Origin of the sequence: Cryobacterium sp. TMT2-42-4 (genome assembly GCF_004402645.1) — a bacterium.
GTDB classification, from domain to species: Bacteria; Actinomycetota; Actinomycetes; order Actinomycetales; family Microbacteriaceae; genus Cryobacterium; species Cryobacterium sandaracinum.
Genome location: NZ_SOFT01000035.1, coordinates 23,877 through 37,801 on the forward strand (window position 1 = coordinate 23,877; position 13,925 = coordinate 37,801).

The following is a 13,925-nucleotide window of genomic DNA, read 5'->3' on the forward strand; positions in this document are numbered from 1 at the left end:
TGGTGGGTAGCCAACGACGAACTCCGCGACGAGGGAGGCCTCAGATTAGGACTCGTCGCGGCAGCGAAGAAGCAGCTCACCGAAAAACATAAATGCAGGCTACCACCCTCGGCTGCACCCTTGGCAGCGGATCGGGTCACGCCACCCGATCCGCTGCCGAGGATGCTGGCGGTTCGGGCTGCAGGCGGAACGACGGCTAGAAACCGAGGCGGCCCAGCTGTTTCGGGTCGCGCTGCCACTCCTTGGCGACCTTGACCCGGAGCGAGAGGAAGACCCGCTTTCCCACCAGCGGTTCGATCTGTTTGCGGGCGCGCACACCAACATCCTTCAACCGGCTGCCGGATTTGCCGATGATGATGCCCTTCTGGCTGTCGCGCTCGACGAACAGGTTCGCGTAGATCTCGACCAGTTCCTGGTCGTCGCGCTCGATGATGTCGTCAATGGTCACGGCGATCGAGTGCGGCAGTTCGTCGGTGACGCCCTCGAGCGCCGCCTCCCGGATGTACTCCGAGATGCGCGACTCGAGGCTCTCGTCGGTGACCGCGTCGGCCGGGTAGAGCGGGGCATCCGACAAGGGCAGCAGGCGCAGCAGCTCCGCGCTGAGGATATCGAGCTGGATGCGGCTGGTCGCCGAGATCGGCACGATCGCCTCCCAGTCACGCAGCTGTGACACGGCGAGGAGCTGGTTGGCGACACTGGTCTTGGAGGACATGTCGATCTTGGTCACGATGGCCACCTTGCGGGCCCGCGGAAAGTTGTCCAGCTGCTCGTTGATGAACCGGTCGCCCGGGCCGATCGGCTCGTTGGCCGGAATGCAGAGGCCCACCACGTCCACGCCGGACAGCGTCGACTGCACGAGGCTGTTCAGTCGTTCGCCCAGCAGGGTGCGCGGCTTGTGGATACCCGGGGTGTCGACCAGAATCAGCTGGCCGTTCTTCTGGTGCACGATGCCGCGGATGGCGCGCCGGGTGGTCTGCGGCTTCGACGACGTGATCGCGACCTTCTCCCCGACCAGCGCGTTCGTCAGCGTGGACTTGCCCACGTTGGGGCGTCCCACGAACGACACGAACCCCGCTCGGAATCCTTCTACTTCAGTCATGACCGTTCACTCTCTCATCGTCCGACACTCCGAGGAATGCGTTCTGCGCGTCTATCAGCGCTTGATCTCGTTCAACCAGCACGGTGCTGATTCGTTTGCGGCGGCCCTCGGTGCGTTCGGCGGTGAGGACCAACCCGCTCGCCCTGGCGACCGAACCCGCCACCGGCAAGCGCCCGAGGGCCTTGGCCAGCAGGCCACCCACCGAATCGACCTCGTCGTCGTCCAGTTCCAGGTCGAACAGTTCGCCCAGCTCGTCGACCGGAAGCCGCGCGCTCACCCGAAAGCGACCGTCGCCGAGGACCTCGACCTCCACGACGTCGCGGTCGTACTCGTCGGAGATGTCTCCCACGAGTTCCTCGATCAGGTCTTCCAGGGTGACCAATCCGGCGATTCCACCATACTCGTCGACCACCATCGCGAGGTGATTTGACTCGAGCTGCATCTGGCGGAGCAGCGCGTCGGCTTTCTTCGACTCGGGCACGAAGACGGCAGGTCGCTCGAGCTCCCGCACCGTGAGGCTCTCCACATTCGGCGGCCGCTCGTAAACGAGCCGAGCCACATCGCGCAGGTACAGGATGCCCGTGACGTCATCCACTTCGCCGTCGATGACCGGAACCCGGGAGAATCCCTTACTCAGGAACAGGCCCATCGCCGCGCCGATCGATGAGTCCGCTTCGATGGTGACCATGTCGGTGCGCGGAATCATCACCTCGCGCACGACGGTCTCGTTGAACTCGAAGATCGAGTGGATCAGTTCCCGGTCGTCCTCCTCGAGGACGTCGAGCTCGGTGGCCTCGTCGACCATGCTGAGCAGCTGGTCCTCCGACGTGAACGTGGCCAGCCGGGTGCGCCCGGGGGTGACCCGGTTGCCGAGGGCGACAAGCGCGTTGGCGATGGGGCCGAGGAGCACTCGGAGGAAGTGCACCAGCGGGGCGATCGCGGAGAGCAACTCCACGGGGTGGGCCCGGCCCACGCTGCGCGGGCTGGCGCCGACGAGCACGAAGGAGACCGCGGTCATCAGCAGGGACGACAGCAGCAGTGCCAGCCACAGCTCCTCGATCGTGGTCGCGAAGACGAGGGTCACCAGCACGGCCGCCGTGGTCTCGGCGATGATCCGTACAAAACTGATCGTGTTCAGGTGCGCCCCGGTGTCGGCGGCGATCGCCGTCAAAGGGCGCTTGGCACGGGACTTCTCGGCCAGGTCGAGAATGTCGGCCCGGGATTGGCTCGTGACGGCGGAGTCCACCGCGGCCATCAGGCCGCCGAAGGCGACCAACAGGATGGCCGCCGTGAGAAACCACCCGATCATCGGTCGCGGAGGCGTTCCTGCAGGGCGAAGCCGATCAGGATGTCTCGCTGGATGCCGAACATTTCCTTCTCCTCGGCGGGTTCCACGTGGTCGAATCCGAGCAGGTGCAGCACGCCGTGCGTGGTGAGCAGCAGGAGTTCCTCGAGGGTGCTGTGCCCGGCTGTCTCGGCCTGGCCCTGGGCCACCTGCGGGCAGAGCACGATGTCGCCGAGCAGCCCCGGCGGGGTCTCGGCGTCTTCGGTGCCTGGGCGCAACTCGTCCATCGGGAAGCTGAGCACGTCGGTGGGGCCCGGCTCATCCATCCATTGCACGTGCAGCTGCTCCATCGCACCCTCGTCGACGAGGACGATCGCCAGTTCGGCGTCAGAGTGCACGTGCATGGAGTCCAGAGCGTAGGCGGCCAGACGCAGGATGGCGGCCTCATCGACCGGGATAGTCGATTCGTTGTTGATTTCGATGCTCAAGAGGATCTCCGTTTCGGAAGGCGGTCGCGGGGAGTGCTGGGGCGGCCGGGTCCGCGACCTGCGAATTCCCGCGCCTGATCGCTTTCGTAGCGCTCGGCCTGCTTCTGCGCGTCGTACGCGGTCCAGGCGTCGACGATCCGGCCGACCAGCGAGTGCCGCACGACGTCGGCACTGGTCAGACGTACGAAACGGATGTCGTCGACCCCGTGGAGCACCCGGCTCACCAAGCGCAGCCCGCTCGAGCCCGCCGGCAGATCAATCTGGGTGATGTCCCCGGTCACGACCATTTTCGAGCCGAACCCCAACCGGGTGAGGAACATCTTCATCTGTTCGGGGGTGGTGTTCTGCGCCTCATCGAGCACGACAAAGGAGGAGTTGAGCGTGCGGCCGCGCATATAGGCGAGCGGGGCCACCTCGATGGTTCCGGCTGCGAGCAGTTTGGGCACGAGTTCCGGGTCCATCATCTCGTTCAGGGCGTCGTACAGGGGGCGCAGATACGGGTCGATCTTCTCGGTGAGGCTGCCCGGCAGGAAGCCGAGTCGTTCCCCGGCCTCGACGGCCGGGCGGGTGAGGATGATCCGTTCGACCTCCTTGCGCTGCAGCGCCTGCACGGCCTTGGCCATTGCGAGGTAGGTCTTGCCGGTTCCGGCCGGCCCGATCCCGAACACGATGGTGTCGGTGTCGATGGCGTCCACGTATTCCTTCTGTCCGATGGTCTTGGGGCGGATGCTCTTGCCGCGGGAGCTGAGGATGGCCGGGCCCAGACGTTCGGAAGGGCTCGTGGAGCTGTCCTCGTCGAGCATCCGTGAGGAGGTGCTCACCTCGGATTCGACGAGGTCACGCCCGCCGCGCACCATGAGCAGGAGCTCCTCGATCAGGCGACGCGCCGCCTCGACATGCGCGGTCTCACCGATCAGGGTCACCTCGTTGCCGCGCACGTGCACGCTGACGCGGGGGTGTTCCTTCTCGACGGCGGCGAGCAGACGGTCGTCGGCGCCGAGCAGGCGCACCATGGCGATGCCGTCGACCGTGATGTGCACCTCGGCCTGGCCGGGCCCGGGCTCACCGGAAACCAAGCGTTCCCTCCCCGAGGGTTCCGCCGGCGGCCTGCGGGGCGAGCAGGTGTGCGTGGACGTGGAAAACGGTCTGCCCGACGCTGGCACCGGTGTTGAACACGAGCCGGAACTGGCCGTTGGACAGCCGGGCCGCCACAGCGTCCGCCACCTCGATGAGTTCGGTCAGCAGCCCGGGGTCTCCGGCCGCGAGCTCGACCACGTTGCTGTACTCGGAGGTTTTCGGCGTGATGACGACATGCACGGGCGCCTGCGGGGCGATGTCGGTGAAGGCGATGATCCGTTCGGTTTCGGCGACGATGGTCGCCGGGATCTCGCGCGCGGCGATGCGAGTGAAGATGGACGGTTCTTGGCCGGTGGAAGACATATCTCTATCTTAAGCTCACGCGCTACCAGCGGCCGAGCGTCACGTTCAGGATGGAGAGAGCGGCCGGGCCGGCGGTGGAGGTGCGCAGCACATTGTCGCCCAGGCGCACCCGGGTGGCGCCTGCCTGCTCGAGCAGGGTCAGCTCGGCCGGGGAGATGCCGCCCTCGGGTCCGACGACGAGCAGGATATCCCGGTCGTCGGTCGGCGCCGCCTGCGAGGTCAGCCGTTCGCTCGCCGTGGGCTCCAGCAGCAGCATCCGGGTGGTGCCAGCCAGCTCGGCCAGCATTTTGGTGCTCGCCAGTGCCCCGACCGTGGGCAGCCACGCGCGAATCGACTGTTTCGAGGCCTCGCGCACAATGCTGGACCAGCGATCCTGGCCCTTCTTGATTTTCGCACCCTCCCAGCGCGTCACGGAGCGGGATGCGGCCCACGGGATCACCCCATCGATGCCGAGCTCCGTGGCCGCCTGCACGGCCAGTTCGTCCCGGTCTCCCTTGGCGAGAGCCTGGACCAGACGGATGCGCGGCGTCAGCAGCGCGCTCACGGTCACCGTCTCGACGCGCAGGGTCAGCAGCCTCGCATCTGCGTCAACAACGGTGGCGGCCAGCATGAGCCCGGCCCCGTTCCCGATCTGCAGGTGCTCGCCCGGGCGCATCCGGCTGACGGTGACCGCGTGCCGGGCCTCCGCGCCGCCGATGCCGACGACCGCCCCCGGCACGCACTCGGCGACGTGGAGCGCCTCATCGATGAAGAAGTGTGCCATCGACGCCTAGCCGCGAAACCGATCGCGCAGCTTGGCGAAAAGTCCCTGCTGGAAGGCGCTGAGGGCAGGAGCCGGCGCCTTGTGGCGGGCCGCAAAGGCCTCAATCAGCTCCCGCTCCTTGTGGTCGAGACGGGTCGGCGTGACCACGTGCACGACGACCTTCAGGTCGCCCCGTCCGTTCCCGCGCAGGCGGCTGACGCCGCGGTCCTTGACCGTGATGATCTCGGCGCTCTGCGTGCCCGGCCTAAGCTCGACCTCGATGTCGCCGTCGAGCGCCTTGACGGTCGCGGACCTGCCGAGGATGGCATCCGTCATCGGCACCTCGAGGGTGCAGAGCAGGTCGTCGCCGTCACGGCTGAACACGTCGTGGTGGCGCACCTTCATCTCGAGGTAGAGGTCCCCGTTGGGACCGCCGGCCGGACCGGCCTCGCCGCTGCCGGGCATCTGCAGGCGCAGGCCCGTGTCGACCCCCGCCGGGATGTCGACGGGGACCGTGCGACGCGCTCGCACACGGCCCTGGCCCTGGCAGGTGACGCAGGGAGTGGCAATGATCGTACCGTAGCCGCGGCAGGAACCGCAGGGGCTGCTCGTCATGACATTGCCGAGCAGCGACCGCACGGCGCGCTGGATGGTGCCGGTGCCGTGGCAGATGTCGCAGGTGACGGGCGCGGTGCCCGGCTGGCAGCACGTGCCGTTGCAGGTCGCGCACGTGATGGCCGTGTCGACCTCGAGCTCCCGGTGCGTGCCGAAGATGATCTCATCGAGGTCGAGGTCGACCCGGATCAGGGCGTCCTGGCCGCGCTCTCGGCGCGACCGAGGCCCGCGGCTGGACCCCCCGCCGCCGAAGAAGGTCTCGAAGATGTCGCCGAAGTTGCCGAAGTTGCCGAAGTTGCCGTCGAAACCGGCAGCTCCGCCGCCCGAGCGGCCGTTGCCGCCACGGTCGTAGTTGTCGCGTTGCTTGACGTCGCTGAGCACGTCGTAGGCGTGCGTGACGGATTTGAAACGCTCGGATGCATCCGCGCCCGGGTTCACGTCGGGGTGCAGCTGCCGGGCCAGCCTGCGGTAGGCCTTCTTGATCTCGTCGGTCGAGGCGTCGCGGGCGACGCCGAGTACTTCGTAATGGTCAGCCAAAGCTGGCTCTCCTAGGTCTGTTCTGAAATGTGGTGTCCCGCCGGTTTCTGGGCCGAGGGGAACTGGTCAATTCTCGCCGAGAAGGCGTGAAAGGTAGCGGGCGACCGCGCGGACGGCCGCCATGTTGTTCGAGTAGTCCATCCGAGTGGGGCCGAGCACGCCGAGGCGCGCCAGGTTGCCGCCCTGCGAGGAGTAGCCGCTGGTGAGAACGGACGTCTCGGCCAGACCGAACGGGGCATTCTCCCGGCCGATACTGACGGACACGCCGTGCTGGTCGGAGGCCATCTCGCCGAACAGCCGCAGAAGCACGACCTGTTCCTCAATGGCCTCGAGCACCGGGAAAATGCTGCCGGTGAAGTCTTCCTCAGTGCGCACGAGGTTGGCGGCGCCGGCCATCACGAGCCGGTCCTGCCTGTTCGCGCCGACCTGGTCGCGCAGGGTGCCGGTGATCAGATCCACCGCCTCCTGTTGCTCGAGCGGGCCGAGGCCGGAGCCGGCGGTGAGGGAGCTGCCGGTGAGGGTGCTGGCGGCCTCGCTCATGCCGAGCCCGACCAGGGCAGAATTCAACCGGGTGCGCAGGTCGATCAGAACGGGTTCAGCCAGTGGCCGGGGCAGGTCGACGACGCGTTGCTCGACCCGTCCGGCATCCGTGATCAGAACCGACAGGAGGCGAGTCTCGGACAGGGGCACCAGTTCGATGTGGCGCACCTTCGCGCGGGACAGCGACGGATACTGCACCAGGGCGACCTGATGGGTGAGCTGCGAGAGCAGCCGCACGCTGCGGGCCAGCACCTCGTCGAGGTCGGCCGACTGACCGAGGAACGTCTCGATGGCTTGGCGCTGCGCCGCCGAGAGCGGGCGCAGATCGGCGAGGTGGTCGACGAACAGGCGGTAGCCCTTGTCGGTGGGGATGCGGCCCGACGAGGTGTGCGGAGCCGCGATCAACTCTTCCTCTTCGAGCAGGGCCATGTCGTTGCGGATCGTGGCCGCCGACACCCCGAAGGAATGCCGGTCGACGATAGATTTAGAACCGACGGGTTCGCGGGAGGCGACGTAGTCCTGAACGATCACACGCAGGACTTCGAGACTGCGATCGGACACCATGGCGCTCGCCTCCTCCCAGCGTCGCGAGTGCAGCACCGATTGGCACTCGCGGTATGTGACTGCCAATCATACCGCGACCGGCTGGGCTTACCCATTGCTCCCCAATGTTAGGGCGCAGTAACTTAGGCATGTAGCACCTCTTCCCCGGTGCACTGAAAGGCATGATCATGAGTAATTTCACTGGTCCCGGACCCGATGATCCGTACCAGGGCCAACGGCCACCGCAACCGCCCTACCAGCCTGCCGCCCCCGGACCGTCGGCACCCCTGACGCAGGCGGATGACCGCCAGTGGGCGTCCCTCGCTCATCTGGGCGGGATCCTCATGTTCGTGCCGTCCCTGGTGCTGTGGCTGCTGTTCAAGGACCGCGGACCTCTGACCAGCGTCGAGGCGAAGGAAGCGATCAACTTTCAGATCACGCTTCTGATCGGCTATTTCGCGATCAACTTTTTTGCGACGGTCATCGGCTTCCTCACGTTCGGCATCGGCGGCGTCATCGGCGGTCTCGCCTGGGTGCTGTACATCCTCGGTGTTGTCTTCTCGGTGCTCGGCTACCTCCAGGCGAAGGACGGCCACCACTACCGGTACCCGTTCGCTGTGCGCCTGATCAAGTAGCCCGGCGCACTCGGTTTTTCTTTAGAAGGAGCACCAATGACCAATTCCACCCCACCGCCGCCCGCCAACCCGTACCAGGCTCCCACCCCGATGAACCCGGCCGACGAAAAACTGTGGGCCACCCTCGTGCACGTCGGCGGCATTCTGTTCTATTTCGTGCCGGCTCTGATCGGCTACATCGTGCTCAAGGACCGCGGCCCGTTCATCCGGGCGCACACTGCGACCGCACTGAACTTCCAGCTCACGCTCCTGATCGCCTACGCGGTCGGCGGCGCCCTGACGATCATCCTCGTCGGCTACCTCGTACTCCTGGCTGCCTTCGTTCTGATGGTCGTGTTCGGCATCATGGCCGCTTTAGCCGCGAACCGGGGGGAGTACTACACGTATCCGCTGTCGATCAAGTTCGTGAACTGAGTTCAGTCGGCGAGCAGGCGGCGTACGACGGCATCCGCCAGTAGGCGTCCTCTGAGGGTCAGTTCGATCGAACCGCAGAGGGCGGCTTTCGCGTCGATGAGTTCGTCGGAGATGAGTCCGGCCACCTCGTGGCGCCCGAGCGGGCTGAGCGAGTCGATGACGACGCCCTCGCGGATTCGGGTCAGCAGGAGCACCCGCTCCACCTCCTGAGTGGCCGCATCGAGGGTCTCCCGCCCGGCGGCCGGTGAGTCGCCGGCGCGAATCCGATCCCCGTAGGCCGACGGATGCTTGACGTTCCACCAGCGCACCCCACCGATGTGGCTGTGGGCTCCGGGCCCCACACCCCACCAGTCCTGGCTGCGCCAGTAGGCGAGGTTGTGGCGCGAGCGGTGCGCGTCATCCGTCGCCCAGTTGCTGACCTCGTACCAGCCGTAGCCGGCCGAGGACAGTAGGTCGTCGGCCAGCTCGTAGAACTCGGCCTGAACGTCGTCGTCGACAGGGGCCAGTTCGCCGCGCTTGATCTGGCGGGCCAGCTTGGTGCCCTCCTCAACGATAAGCGAGTAGGCGCTGACGTGGGTGGGAGCCTGCCGGATGGCGTGCTCGAGGCTGGTGCGCCAATCGCTGAGGGTCTCCCCCGGTGTGCCGTAGATCAGGTCGAGGGACACGTCGAGGCCGGCCTCGCGCGCCCACTGGACCACGAGCGGCACCCGCTCGGGGTCGTGGGTGCGCTCGAGGGTGGCCAGGACGCTCGGCACCGCGGACTGCATGCCGAAGGACACCCGGGTGAAGCCGGACCCGGCGAGGCGGCCGAGATAGGCGGCGTCGACGGAGTCGGGGTTCGCCTCGGTGGTCACCTCGGCGCCGGGTGCGATCCCCCAGGTGGAGCGCACGGCCTCCAGCATCCGCACCAGGTCGTCGGCCGGGAGCAGGGTGGGGGTGCCGCCGCCGAAGAAGACGGTCGCCGCCTGGCGGGCCGGCACGCCCGACTGAGTCAGGATCCGGCCGGCCGACTGGACCTCGGTGATCGCCTGACCGGCATAGTCATGCTGGCTTGCGCCGCGCAACTCGGTGGCGGTATAGGTGTTGAAGTCGCAGTAGCCGCAGCGGACCCGGCAGAACGGCACGTGCAGGTAGACGCCGAAATCGCGCTGGGCTGCTCCCACGGCGGCCGAGGCCGGCAGCAGGCCGTCGCGGGGCGCGGGGTCGCCGACGGGAAGGGCACTGCCCATGCGGTTAGACCGCGCCGATCGGATGCAGCGCGCGTAGGTACCGTGCGGTGATTTTTGCCTGTTGCCGCCGCACGAACGGCCAGCCCAGCCGGTAGAACCAGGTGCTGGGGCGGGAGAAGGCGCGGATGGTGAGCCAGACCGAGTCGTCCTCGCGTCTGTCGATGATGAACGATTCCTCGCCGCTGGCCGGGTGCCCGGCCATAGTGCCGTAGGCGAAGCCGAGGCGGTCGGGTTCGTCGATCACGTAGACCACGCGCACGGGGGCGTCGATGGTTAAGGGGCCTAACTTGGTCGTTAGGTGCGCGGACATGCCGTTGACGATGTAGGGCGTGCCGTCCGCGGCGAAGACGGCCTCGTCCGGCTCTGACTTCTGGTCGCGGGCGGCCTGGCCGTCGGCGTCGAAGACGAGTCCCGTGTACTGCTGGCCGGTGCCGTCCAGCAGGTCGGTGACGGTCATCCCGCTCCCCCGCTGCACGCCCCAGGTCATCAGCGACTTCGAGGCCAGCTGGAAGCGCTCCTCACCGCTGCCGAGGCGCACGGTGCGTTCGAGGGGCCGGTAGCCCTTGGGTGGGAACCGGAGCAGGTCCGGGGCGAGGGTGCCGCCGATGGACGCGTAGGTGACGGCGGTATCGGTGAAGGTGGCGCGGCGCATCCGTCTACTTCTTCTTCGGGGGCTCGTCACCGGACAGGGCGGCGATGAACGCCTCCTGGGGAACCTCGACCCGGCCGACCATCTTCATGCGCTTCTTTCCCTCCTTCTGCTTCTCCAGCAGCTTGCGCTTGCGGGAGATGTCGCCGCCGTAGCACTTGGCGAGAACATCCTTGCGGATGGCACTGATGGACTCGCGGGCGATGATGCGGGCGCCGATCGCGGCCTGGATGGGCACGTCGAACTGCTGGCGCGGGATGAGCTTGCGCAGTCTTCCCGTCATCAGCACGCCGTAGTCGTAGGCCTTGTCGCGGTGCACAATCGCGCTGAACGCGTCGACCTGTTCGCCCTGCAGCAGGATGTCGACCTTGACCAGGTCGGCCTCCTGAGAGCCGATGGGTTCATAGTCGAGCGAGCCGTAGCCGGCCGTGCGGCTCTTGAGATTGTCGAAGAAGTCGAACACGATCTCACCGAGCGGCATCGTGTAGCGGATCTCGACCCGGTCTTCGCCGAGGTAGTCCATGCCGAGCAGGGTGCCGCGGCGGCTCTGGCAGAGTTCCATGATCACGCCGACGTAGTCCTTGGGTGCGAGGATGGCCGCCTTCACGATCGGCTCCTCGACCTTGGCGATCTTCCCGTTCGGGAACTCGCTCGGGTTGGTGACCGTGACGGACTTCTTGTCGTCGGTGGTGACCTCGTAGATCACGCTGGGCGCCGTGGTGATCAGGTCGAGGCCGAACTCCCGGTCGAGCCGCTCGGTGATGATTTCCAGGTGCAGCAACCCGAGGAAACCACAGCGGAAACCGAAACCGAGGGCGACGGATGTCTCGGGCTCGTACACGAGGGACGCGTCGGAGAGCTTGAGCTTGTCGAGGGCCTCGCGGAGGGCCGGGTAGTCGCTGCCGTCGATCGGGTAGAGGCCCGAGAAGACCATGGGCTTCGGCTCGGTGTAGCCCGGCAGGGCGACGGTGGCGGGGCGGAGCGCGGTGGTCACCGTATCGCCGACCTTCGACTGGCGCACATCCTTCACGCCCGTGATCAGGTAGCCGACCTCGCCGACGCCGAGGCCCTTGCTGGTGGTGGGCTCGGGCGAGGTGACGCCGATCTCGAGGATCTCGTGCGTGGCACGGGTCGACATCATCTGGATCTTCTCGCGCGGGCCCAGCTTGCCGTCGATCATGCGCACATAGGTGACGACGCCGCGGTAGCTGTCGTAGACCGAGTCGAAGATCATCGCGCGGGCCGGGGCGGCCGGGTCGCCGACCGGGGCAGGGATGAGGCGGGTGGCGCGGTCGAGGAGTTCGGCGACGCCGACGCCGGTCTTGCCGGAGACCCGGAGCACGTCGTCGGGACTGCCACCGATCAGGCTGGCGAGCTCCTTCGCGTACTTGTCGGGGTCGGCGGCCGGCAGGTCGATCTTGTTCAGCACCGGGATGATGGTGAGGTCGTTCTCCAGCGCAAGGTAAAGGTTGGCGAGGGTCTGCGCCTCAATCCCTTGGGCGGCGTCGACGAGGAGGATTGCTCCCTCGCACGCGGCCAGGCTGCGAGACACCTCGTAGGTGAAGTCCACGTGGCCGGGGGTGTCGATCATGTTCAGGGCGTAGGTCTGCCCGTCGAGTTCCCACGGCATCCGCACGGCCTGGCTTTTGATGGTGATGCCGCGCTCGCGCTCGATGTCCATCCGGTCAAGGTATTGGGCGCGCATCGAACGGTCGTCGACGACGCCGGTGATCTGCAGCATCCGGTCGGCCAGCGTGGACTTGCCGTGGTCGATGTGAGCGATGATGCAGAAGTTGCGGATGAACTCGGGCGGGGTGGCGGCCGGTTCAAGCGCCGTGAGGGGTCTCGGTGACATGGTCTGGCAATTCTCCCATAGGTGGCTGGGTCCCGGTTTCGCCGCTGCCCCGCATCGTTCCAGGCTTGCGCTCGGGCACGGGCCGCGCCCGGCGGCTCGCAGCGAACCACTGCCGTGAACCACCTCGACGCAGATTCTCCCGAAAGCGAGCTTTTTCGACCAGTTTGGGAGCGTGTCGGCCAGAATCTCCGTCGAATTCGTTCGGGCTCGGGGCAGGGTCGGGGCGCGCAGTGAATGCCCGAACCGCGGAGGCGCTGCTGCAGAGGCGGCGGTGTGCCGTGGCTCTTCGGCGGGTAGTGTGGCCAACTCAGGAGATCCGACCGGGCAGGGCCCGACATCCGCACCGGTTCCGCACTGGTCCGCGGTGGCCCGGCCACCCGTGCGTTGGATGTCCTGAGTTGGCCACAGACGCAGCGCCCGGCCGAGCGCTCAGCCACGGAAGAGCCAAAAAAAGTCACCGCGAACCGGGTGCTGTCACTGTTGTCCTGGTGCGGCCAGCCCCTGGTGTCTATCATCGGCATCGGCAGCGCCGTCACCCTCCAGTGCGGCTGCTCACCAGGAGGAATGAATGACACCCGCCGTCCCGGTCCTTTTCGTGCATGGGATCCGCACGTCGGGCACCATGTGGCGGCGACAGCTGTCCATGCTGGGCGAGGCCGGGCATCCGGCACTCGCGATCGATCTGCCGGGGCACGGCTCCCGCATGGACGAAACGTTCACCGTTGCGGGTGCACTGGCCGCCATCGACGAGGGTGTCGCTGCTCTGGGGGGCCGGGTGCTGCTGGTCGGCCTCTCCCTCGGCGGCTACTACGCCATCGAGTACGCCGCGCGCCACCCGCAGAAGGTGGCCGGGCTGGTCGCCGCGGGAAGCTGCGCGCTTCCGGCCGGCTGGCTACTGGACGCCTACCGGGGCCTGGCCCGGCTGATCCGCCGACTGCCCGATCAGGGACTGTGGCTCCACACCACACTCGTGCGGGTGCTCCTTCCATCGGAAGGGGCAGCCGACACGCTCGCCGGCGGTGTGCCGCTGACGGTGATGGATGCCGGGCTCGGCGCCACCGGCAGCCTCCGCCCGCTGGACAGCCTGGCTCGCTATCCCGGCCCGGTGTGGCTGGTCAACGGTTCTCTGGATCAGTTCCGGCTGCATGAGCGCCGCTTCCTCGCCGCCTGCCGGGACGGGCGCCTCGTGATCGTCCCCCGGGCGTCGCACCTCGTCAGCCTGGCCCAACCGGAACGCTTCGCCGCGGTGCTGAGCGGCATTCTCACGGAGGTTGCGATCGACCGGCCCGGGCCGATTGTCGACCTGAACGGATAACTGGTATCGTTGGCCGTTGACTTGCGTGTTGGGTCCCACCCCACACGATTTTTGTCGCACGGCGCCCTCTACCGCCAAGCGGCCCATCCGAACAAGAATCTAACGAAAGCGTATAAACGTGGCAAACATCAAGTCGCAGATCAAGCGTATCGGCACCAACAAAAAGGCCCAGGAGCGCAACAAGTCGGTCAAGAGCGAGTTCAAGCGCGCTGTCCGCGCGACTCGCCTGGCGATCGCCTCGGGCGACAAGGACAAGGCTGTCGCCAGCCTCGCCGTTGCTTCGAAGAAGCTCGACAAGGCCGTCAGCAAGGGCGTCATCCACCAGAACCAGGCCGCGAACAAGAAGTCCGCGATCGCCAAGTCGGTCAACGCCCTCGTCTAGTCTGCGCCTGACCGGGATCAGGACCGTTCACCGGCCCTGACCTGCGTACACAACAGCCCCTGCCATCTCGGTGGGGGCTTTCGTGTGTCCGGGCAAGGGGTCGGACCCTCGGGGACCGGTCATCTGGAATTCATCGCGGCCTGGCCCGGTCAGGCGC

Annotated in this window: 15 protein-coding genes; 4 read left to right on the forward strand and 11 right to left on the reverse strand. The window is 67.0% G+C overall.

Going from position 1 to position 13,925, the window contains the following annotated elements:
• Window positions 1–196 precede the first annotated feature (196 nt).
• The 8 genes from era to hrcA all read right to left on the reverse strand — a co-directional run bounded on the left by era (window position 197) and on the right by hrcA (window position 7,310).
• Window positions 197–1,099, reverse strand: coding sequence for a GTPase Era (gene era, locus E3O18_RS11815; protein WP_104099992.1), 903 nt, complete (start codon window positions 1,097–1,099; stop codon window positions 197–199).
• Window positions 1,092–2,408: a hemolysin family protein gene (locus tag E3O18_RS11820; protein ID WP_134394129.1), complete on the reverse strand. Its 1,317-nt coding sequence runs from the start codon at window positions 2,406–2,408 to the stop codon at window positions 1,092–1,094. Before E3O18_RS11820 ends, era begins: the two co-directional genes overlap by 8 nt.
• Window positions 2,405–2,872 carry an rRNA maturation RNase YbeY gene (gene ybeY, locus E3O18_RS11825; protein WP_134394130.1) on the reverse strand — a complete coding sequence of 156 codons (468 nt, stop codon included), beginning with the start codon at window positions 2,870–2,872 and terminating at the stop codon, window positions 2,405–2,407. The genes E3O18_RS11820 and ybeY overlap by 4 nt, the downstream gene beginning before the upstream one ends.
• A complete protein-coding gene (locus E3O18_RS11830) occupies window positions 2,869–3,885 on the reverse strand; it encodes a PhoH family protein (protein ID WP_134394154.1) in 1,017 nt (338 codons plus the stop codon). Before E3O18_RS11830 ends, ybeY begins: the two co-directional genes overlap by 4 nt.
• Before the next feature lie 49 nt (window positions 3,886–3,934).
• Window positions 3,935–4,312 (reverse strand): HIT domain-containing protein, encoded by a 378-nt coding sequence (locus E3O18_RS11835; RefSeq protein ID WP_134394131.1) that lies wholly within the window; start codon window positions 4,310–4,312, stop codon window positions 3,935–3,937.
• A 22-nt stretch (window positions 4,313–4,334) separates the two neighbouring features.
• Complete coding sequence (locus E3O18_RS11840) at window positions 4,335–5,075, reverse strand: 16S rRNA (uracil(1498)-N(3))-methyltransferase (protein WP_134394132.1); 741 nt, start codon at window positions 5,073–5,075, stop codon at window positions 4,335–4,337.
• 6 nt (window positions 5,076–5,081) lie between these two features.
• On the reverse strand, window positions 5,082–6,206 hold the full coding sequence (dnaJ, locus tag E3O18_RS11845; protein WP_134418160.1) for a molecular chaperone DnaJ: 1,125 nt from the start codon (window positions 6,204–6,206) through the stop codon (window positions 5,082–5,084).
• A gap of 66 nt (window positions 6,207–6,272) precedes the next feature.
• Window positions 6,273–7,310: a heat-inducible transcriptional repressor HrcA gene (gene hrcA / locus E3O18_RS11850; RefSeq protein ID WP_134394134.1), complete on the reverse strand. Its 1,038-nt coding sequence runs from the start codon at window positions 7,308–7,310 to the stop codon at window positions 6,273–6,275.
• 167 nt (window positions 7,311–7,477) lie between these two features.
• Between hrcA and E3O18_RS11855 the strand changes: the two genes are divergently transcribed.
• Both E3O18_RS11855 and E3O18_RS11860 read left to right on the forward strand, forming a co-directional pair.
• On the forward strand, window positions 7,478–7,924 hold the full coding sequence (locus E3O18_RS11855; RefSeq protein WP_134394135.1) for a DUF4870 domain-containing protein: 447 nt from the start codon (window positions 7,478–7,480) through the stop codon (window positions 7,922–7,924).
• Between the two features lie 36 nt (window positions 7,925–7,960).
• The gene (locus tag E3O18_RS11860; protein WP_241976493.1) at window positions 7,961–8,338 is read left to right on the forward strand and encodes a DUF4870 domain-containing protein; all 378 of its coding nucleotides are present in this window, start codon (window positions 7,961–7,963) and stop codon (window positions 8,336–8,338) included.
• A gap of 2 nt (window positions 8,339–8,340) precedes the next feature.
• Here E3O18_RS11860 and hemW read toward each other — a convergent pair whose 3' ends face one another.
• From hemW to lepA, 3 genes are read right to left on the reverse strand one after another with little or no spacing between them, the layout of a single operon-like run.
• Complete coding sequence (gene hemW / locus E3O18_RS11865; protein WP_134394136.1) at window positions 8,341–9,567, reverse strand: radical SAM family heme chaperone HemW; 1,227 nt, start codon at window positions 9,565–9,567, stop codon at window positions 8,341–8,343.
• A gap of 4 nt (window positions 9,568–9,571) precedes the next feature.
• The gene (locus E3O18_RS11870) at window positions 9,572–10,219 is read right to left on the reverse strand and encodes a DUF1990 domain-containing protein (protein WP_134418162.1); all 648 of its coding nucleotides are present in this window, start codon (window positions 10,217–10,219) and stop codon (window positions 9,572–9,574) included.
• A 4-nt stretch (window positions 10,220–10,223) separates the two neighbouring features.
• A complete protein-coding gene (lepA, locus tag E3O18_RS11875; RefSeq protein WP_104100001.1) occupies window positions 10,224–12,071 on the reverse strand; it encodes a translation elongation factor 4 in 1,848 nt (615 codons plus the stop codon).
• Between the two features lie 568 nt (window positions 12,072–12,639).
• On the opposite strand from lepA, the gene E3O18_RS11880 reads away from it, so the two are divergent.
• Together E3O18_RS11880 and rpsT are read left to right on the forward strand one after the other, a co-directional pair.
• A complete protein-coding gene (locus tag E3O18_RS11880; RefSeq protein WP_134394138.1) occupies window positions 12,640–13,386 on the forward strand; it encodes an alpha/beta fold hydrolase in 747 nt (248 codons plus the stop codon).
• A 118-nt stretch (window positions 13,387–13,504) separates the two neighbouring features.
• A complete protein-coding gene (gene rpsT / locus E3O18_RS11885) occupies window positions 13,505–13,768 on the forward strand; it encodes a 30S ribosomal protein S20 (RefSeq protein WP_104100003.1) in 264 nt (87 codons plus the stop codon).
• Window positions 13,769–13,925 lie beyond the last annotated feature (157 nt).